This is a genomic window from Enterobacter sp. UPMP2052 (genome assembly GCF_053709675.1).
This window is the reverse complement of record NZ_JBSKJR010000027.1, coordinates 1-774: the sequence shown is the minus strand read 5'-3', so window position 1 is coordinate 774 and position 774 is coordinate 1. Positions and strand designations below refer to the sequence as shown.

Here is a 774-nt window from a genome sequence, read left to right as displayed (position 1 = left end):
CATGGTTTAGCCCCGTTACATCTTCCGCGCAGGCCGACTCGACCAGTGAGCTATTACGCTTTCTTTAAATGATGGCTGCTTCTAAGCCAACATCCTGGCTGTCTGTGCCTTCCCACATCGTTTCCCACTTAACCATGACTTTGGGACCTTAGCTGGCGGTCTGGGTTGTTTCCCTCTTCACGACGGACGTTAGCACCCGCCGTGTGTCTCCCGTGATAACATTCTTCGGTATTCGTAGTTTGCATCGGGTTGGTAAGCCGGGATGGCCCCCTAGCCGAAACAGTGCTCTACCCCCGAAGATGAGTTCACGAGGCGCTACCTAAATAGCTTTCGGGGAGAACCAGCTATCTCCCGGTTTGATTGGCCTTTCACCCCCAGCCACAGGTCATCCGCTAATTTTTCAACATTAGTCGGTTCGGTCCTCCAGTTAGTGTTACCCAACCTTCAACCTGCCCATGGCTAGATCACCGGGTTTCGGGTCTATACCCTGCAACTTAACGCCCAGTTAAGACTCGGTTTCCCTTCGGCTCCCCTATACGGTTAACCTTGCTACAGAATATAAGTCGCTGACCCATTATACAAAAGGTACGCAGTCACCCCATAAAAGAGGCTCCCACTGCTTGTACGTACACGGTTTCAGGTTCTTTTTCACTCCCCTCGCCGGGGTTCTTTTCGCCTTTCCCTCACGGTACTGGTTCACTATCGGTCAGTCAGGAGTATTTAGCCTTGGAGGATGGTCCCCCCATATTCAGACAGGATACCACGTGTCCCGCC

Annotated in this window: 1 rRNA gene; it reads right to left on the bottom strand. The window is 52.5% G+C overall.

What is annotated here, in order from left to right:
- Nucleotides 1-774, bottom strand: a 23S ribosomal RNA gene (locus tag ACWKX3_RS24085); the annotation flags it as partial.